Here is a 5,300-nt window from a genome sequence, read left to right as displayed (position 1 = left end):
CCTTCCGGCCAGGTAGCTCAGTCGGTACGAGCGTCCGCCTGAAAAGCGGAAGGTCGCCGGTTCGATCCCGGCCCTGGCCACCATTCTTTACCTGCATCGACACGGGTCTTGCACTCGGTTGTCAGTTGGATTCGTCCGGTTCTTGTCCGGTCTTCGGTGTGTGAATCTCGGTCGCATGAAGTTGATCGAGGTTGGTCGCGACCTGGTCCAGTTCGTCGGAGTAGAGGTCGCTGTATATGTTCGCGGTGACGGTCGGAGTCGAGTGGCCCATCGTTTTCTGTACGTAGCGCAGGTCGGCGCCGGACTTGCGGGCCAGGCTTGCGTAGGTATGGCGTAGATCATGAATAGTCAGCGGGGCCAGGTCGGTTTTCTTGAGGGCTTTGTTCCACTGGGTGTGTCGACGCCAGTTGTTGGAGCGCAGCATCGCGCCATTGGGTGATGTGATGGCGGGTTCGTCAGGAGGCCGCCCGATGATGCGTGTTTTGAAGATGTCGACGACGACTTGGGGGAGCGGGACGGTTCGAATGCCGGCGCGGGTCTTTGGCGGCCCGATCACTATGCGGCCTTCGACTTCTGGGGCTGCCCGTCGAACGTACAGCCTCCGTGCGGCGAGGTCGATGTCCTTGACGCGGAGGCCGACGAGTTCGGACCAACGCAGACCCGTGTAGGCCAGGATTGTGACGACGTCACCTTGGTCGCCGCACGCGGTGGCAAGGGTGTGGACTTCAGGAGCCGTCAGGTAGCGGTGACGTTCTCGCTCGGGGATGCGGCCCGCGGAAACACCAAGGGCGGGGTTGCGGTGGATCCGGCCGTCCTGGTGAGCGACGTCAAGAACCGATCGGAGAAGGCGCAGCGTGGACACCTTGGCCCATGGCCCAACGGTCAGGCCGTCAACGAACGTCTGTACGTCGGCGCGGCTGATCTCGTCGACTGGCACATGCCCGAATCGCGGTTTGATGCGCAGTTCCCAGTGCTGGGTGTAACCGCTCCAGGTCTTCGGCGACACCGCTGGCTTCTTAGAGTCTGAGAACTGCGTCCAAATCCGCTGCAGTGGTGTGCGACCGAGGCGGGGATCAAACCGACGTGCACCGAGGGCGGCTTCGTTGTCGCGTTCAGATTTGTACGCCTTGGCCTCGCGCAACGTTGGGAATGTCGCCGACGTTTCCACCCAACCGGATAGCGCGTCGGCATCACGGATCAGATAGCGGACTTGGTAGCGGGGCTCCCCAGCTGCGTTGAGGCGCTTCCGAATGCCGCGCGGCGTGTTGCCGGCCATTACCGACGCACCTGTTTGAGCCAGGACCGGACTTCCGCGCAATCCCAACGGCGCACCCGCTCCGACAGTGTGTAGCAGGGCGGGCCGATGTCCTCCCCGGTCGTTTCGCGGAGTGCGGCCCAGCGGTTGAGAGTCGCGACGGAGACACCGAGGAGCGCTGACACCTGCTCCGCGGTCAGCAGCTCAGGGAAGTTACCGGCGGCGACGAGCGTTTCCCGAATGCCATGAGTGACCATCGCTTCACCTCGCCGCACGGATGGAGTCGAACCAGGCCCGGGTGCGCTGCAATCCGGCATCAACGTCAGATTGACCGCAGGTAATACCCCAGACGTCATATGCCCACCGTTCCAATGCGGAATCCGTTGTCTCGCCGCATCGCTGGAGTTCGTTTTCGTCGCCCAGGACCAGAGCGGTGCCCAAGACCTCGCCGCAGGACCACCGATATCGGTAGTCGTCCCATCCGTGTGTGCGGACGAGATCGGCACGGTGGGTCAAGTCTTCTGCGTGCCGCGCCAATTCGTCCGGGTTGGGTGGGTCGAAGATAGACCAGTCATCGGTCATTGCGATGCCCCGACGCCGGTGGACGAATGTCCGTATTGCTTTGCGGTGGATCGGATTTGGGTATCGCTCCAGAAGTCGGATCGCACTTTAGTCACTTGGCCGTCCTCGGCGATGACGTAGCCGGTGCCCGGTCGCCCGGGGCTGATCCGGTGTGCGGGGGCCTTGTCGGCTATCCCGTCGCCGAGGACCATGGTCACCTCGTCGCGGGAACGTAGTCGGAGCGCAATGGTCTGGGTGAAGAGCCCTCGCATCGGCAGGACTTCTTTTCGGGGGTCCTGCAGGAACGCGGCCACGACGATCCCCAGCGCACGGCCTTTGGTGAGAATCCGCGACAGCGAGGCGGCGGCTTCTTTCCGAAGGGCTGGATCGCTCATGTACGCGGTCACTCCGGCCAGCTCATCGATCAGGAGCAGCACGAGCGGAGAGCCCTTGGTTGGAGTGTGCTCACGCGTGCGACCAGCCATCGCATTGCCGCGCTTGTCCATCAACTTCTCCAGTGCGGCAAGGGTTTCCACGGCGTCGGCCTCCGTAGTGGCGATCTTAGTAAACAGACGGGATCCGATCGACAACTCGATGCCGTACTTCAAATCGATTCCCAGCAGGCGCACTACACCGTCGGCCACAGCGGGGCCGAGATTGCCGGCGATGCCCCAGAAGACGGAACCTTTGCCTGCACCAGAGCAGCCCACAGTGAGGGTGTGCCGACCACTCAATGGCAAACTCCAGGCTGATCCGTTTTCGCACCGCCCAAGCGTGACGTGCTTTGTCGCCACCGCTGTCGGCGGGGAAGCGTGACCTACCGTTGACAGCTGCTCTCGCATGACCAGCTCGATTCGGACTGTTCCCGGCGAAACGACAATCGATCGCGCGGAGTGTGCGCCGGCAGCGTCGCGAATCGCCGGAACGGCGCGCTCCAAGTCTTCCACGGTCTGTCCCATCCGTGCTCGCACCGTTAGGCGCAGGGTGGTGTGAGATACGTCTGTTCCCAGTAGCTTTGGATGAAACCAGCGGGTGGAGGTGACCTGCTGGCCTTCTTTGTTGCGGCGAGTGACCTGTTCGGAGGCGGATAGACCGCACCGTTTGCAGAGCCTGCGCCAGGAGACGTAAGCCCACATTCGCCAGCGCAGAAGTCGGGCCGGTGCCGCGAACCGTTCCTCGTACGTCTCTGGTGAGTGCAGTCGCCAGGAGATGAGGGCAACGCCGATGACTCCCACGATGATCGCCCCGCACAGGCCGAGAGTGGCGAGGAAACTCAAGACGTGATCGAGCCGGAACGGGGTGTCGAGATCGAGCGGTGCGTACGGATCGGGATTCATGCCGATTCCCGGCTGGTCGTTGCGCCGGCGGATGGCTTGCCTTGGGCCCTCATATCGGAGGCACGAAACGACCAGGCGATCCTGGAGAAGTCGCCCGACTTCTCGATGTACGGCAGCGCCATGAGCCCGTCGAAAACCACTGGGGTGAAGGGTGTTCCGCTGGAATTTGCGGGTGCAGACGGCTGCGTTGGCGCGGCAAACTTGATCGTCACCGTTCGGCTGCGCTTCGGTGCGGCAGGATCACCGTCAAGGACTTCGACCTGCCACATCGGCAATCCAGTGTCGCGATCTCTCGCCTGCACACGGTTCTCGGCGGAGGATTTGTCGAAGTCGATCATTGGCGTCACCTCCGATACGAGGAACGCGCCGAGGGAGAACACCTGGTCGTGGCTGATTTGGAGCCATTTAGGGATGGACATTGCTGAGCCTTTCGAAGGGATTGGACTAGATGACTACTCAACCTAGTCGTCTAGAGGAGTAAGTCAAGCGTTCTGGCGCACTTGGTTGTTTCGCGACGTTTCAGCGCGCAGAGAAGTCGTATTCCAGCAGGTAGGCCGATGCCACCTTCACTGTGTCGCACACCTCGACGGCCACGTCGTTGGTGTCGTAGGCCGTCCGAACCAGGGTGAGAACAGGCGCTCCTGCCGGGAGTTGCAAGGCCCGGCGTTCTTCAGGGGTGGGCATCCGGGCGCCGACTTCCTCGGTGAATCGCGCGAGGGTGTGGCCAGCTTCTTCGAGGCGCGCGTAGATGCCGCCTGGCCCGGTGTCGGTCTGTTCGATCTTGGTGCCCTTGGCGAAGGCGGCCGGAATGTATGAGGTTGCCGTTTCGACCGGCTTACCGTCGGCGAGGTAACGTCGTGAACGAACCACGACTTCATCAACAGATGTCAGTCGAAGGCGTTCGGCCACAGCTGAATCCGGCTTCTCACGGGTCACGGTGATGTTGTCGACCTGGGGTGTGTAGCCGGACTTCTCCGCTTCGACGGTGAATGCGGCTTTGCCGCTGGCGCGATGTTGCCGCGCGAAGCGATCGGATGCGAGCCGCCTAATTGGAGGAGCGGGCCGCACGAACACGCCGCGACCGTGTTCGGAGATCACCAGGCCTTCGGCGCGCAGCTCCTGGACTGCCTGCCGGACCGTCATTCGTGCGACCCCGAAATGTTCGATCAACTCGGCCTCGGAGGGCAGGCGTCCACCAGCTTCCAGCTGGCCAGAACTGATGGCGCCACGCAACATGCTGGCGATCTGCCGATACGGCGGCTTATCGTCCGCCCGGTCGATCTGGCCAAGTTGCAGCACCTGAGAGCCTCCCCTACATGTCTAGGCGACTAGTCTAGGGAAACGACACGTCCCCTGTCACTACAGAACCAGGCCGGAGAGGGAGTCTCGAATGGCAGCCACACCGAAACATTCGGTCAGCGTCGCCGGCATCGTGGTCCGCGATGATGGCCGGGTCCTCGTCATCAAGCGCGACGACAATGGCCACTGGGAGGCGCCGGGGGGAGTTCTCGAACTCGATGAGTCATTTGAGGCCGGTGTTCGGCGCGAGGTGCTGGAAGAGACCGGACTTGAGGTCACTGTCGAGCGGCTAACCGGCGTCTACAAGAACTTGACCCACGGAATCGTCGCGTTGGTGTACCGCTGTCGGCCAACGGCGGGCGAGCCGCACGCGACCGAGGAGGCTCGTGAAACCCGTTGGATGACAAAGGAAGAAGTGCAGTCAGCGATGGTTCCGGCGTTTGGTGTGCGTGTGCTAGATGCCTTCGAGGAAGCGCCTCACTCGCGGGCGCACGATGGGGTTGATCTCATTGCCCGGTGAACTCTGTCTGGTTGCGTCTGAATTCAGATTCCACGGCACCGGGACAGGCGCCTCAGGCCTCACTCCCCGACTCTCTATAACGGAGACCGGAATCAGTTTTCCGACCCGCCGAGCGGTTCCCCGGGTCTGTTGTCATCCCGCCGTGCGACGCTGGCGATCGTGATGATTGCGCTCCCGGAGGCCCAGCCCATCCGCCGCTTCATGCGGTACGTGCGCCCGCCTATCAAGGACGCGGAACATGTCAAGGCTGGTGAGACAGTTTCTTACGCGGATTTGATGAGTGCTTCGGGGGTTGGTTGGTTGATCCAGGCGACGGTGGGCAGTTTTG

The 5,300-nt window shown here is 62.5% G+C and carries 7 protein-coding genes and 1 tRNA gene; 2 read left to right on the top strand and 6 right to left on the bottom strand.

What is annotated here, in order from left to right:
- The first annotated feature begins 6 nt into the window (after positions 1–6).
- Positions 7–83, top strand: a tRNA-Phe gene (locus AC2VON_RS17640).
- Positions 84–121: 38 nt separating this feature from the next.
- On the opposite strand, the gene AC2VON_RS17635 is transcribed toward AC2VON_RS17640, so the two are convergent.
- The 6 genes from AC2VON_RS17635 to AC2VON_RS17610 form a co-directional block, all read right to left on the bottom strand.
- Positions 122–1,276: a site-specific integrase gene (locus AC2VON_RS17635; protein ID WP_486954107.1), complete on the bottom strand. Its 1,155-nt coding sequence runs from the start codon at positions 1,274–1,276 to the stop codon at positions 122–124.
- Positions 1,276–1,512, bottom strand: coding sequence for a helix-turn-helix transcriptional regulator (locus AC2VON_RS17630; protein ID WP_486954106.1), 237 nt, complete (start codon positions 1,510–1,512; stop codon positions 1,276–1,278). The genes AC2VON_RS17635 and AC2VON_RS17630 overlap by 1 nt, the downstream gene beginning before the upstream one ends.
- Before the next feature lie 4 nt (positions 1,513–1,516).
- Positions 1,517–1,837: a hypothetical protein gene (locus AC2VON_RS17625; RefSeq protein WP_486954105.1), complete on the bottom strand. Its 321-nt coding sequence runs from the start codon at positions 1,835–1,837 to the stop codon at positions 1,517–1,519.
- The gene (locus AC2VON_RS17620; RefSeq protein ID WP_486954104.1) at positions 1,834–3,153 is read right to left on the bottom strand and encodes an FtsK/SpoIIIE domain-containing protein; all 1,320 of its coding nucleotides are present in this window, start codon (positions 3,151–3,153) and stop codon (positions 1,834–1,836) included. Before AC2VON_RS17620 ends, AC2VON_RS17625 begins: the two co-directional genes overlap by 4 nt.
- Entirely contained in the window at positions 3,150–3,572 is a 423-nt protein-coding gene (locus AC2VON_RS17615) for a plasmid replication, integration and excision activator (protein ID WP_486954103.1), read from the bottom strand. Before AC2VON_RS17615 ends, AC2VON_RS17620 begins: the two co-directional genes overlap by 4 nt.
- A gap of 100 nt (positions 3,573–3,672) precedes the next feature.
- Entirely contained in the window at positions 3,673–4,452 is a 780-nt protein-coding gene (locus AC2VON_RS17610; protein WP_486954102.1) for a GntR family transcriptional regulator, read from the bottom strand.
- A 91-nt stretch (positions 4,453–4,543) separates the two neighbouring features.
- Between AC2VON_RS17610 and AC2VON_RS17605 the strand changes: the two genes are divergently transcribed.
- Positions 4,544–4,972: an NUDIX hydrolase gene (locus AC2VON_RS17605; RefSeq protein ID WP_486954101.1), complete on the top strand. Its 429-nt coding sequence runs from the start codon at positions 4,544–4,546 to the stop codon at positions 4,970–4,972.
- Positions 4,973–5,300: the final 328 nt, after the last annotated feature.

The sequence above is a fragment of the Mycobacterium sp. TH-M82 genome, from assembly GCF_057473605.1.
Note: the sequence above shows the minus strand (reverse complement) of the source record. Positions and strands in the feature narration are given on the sequence as shown.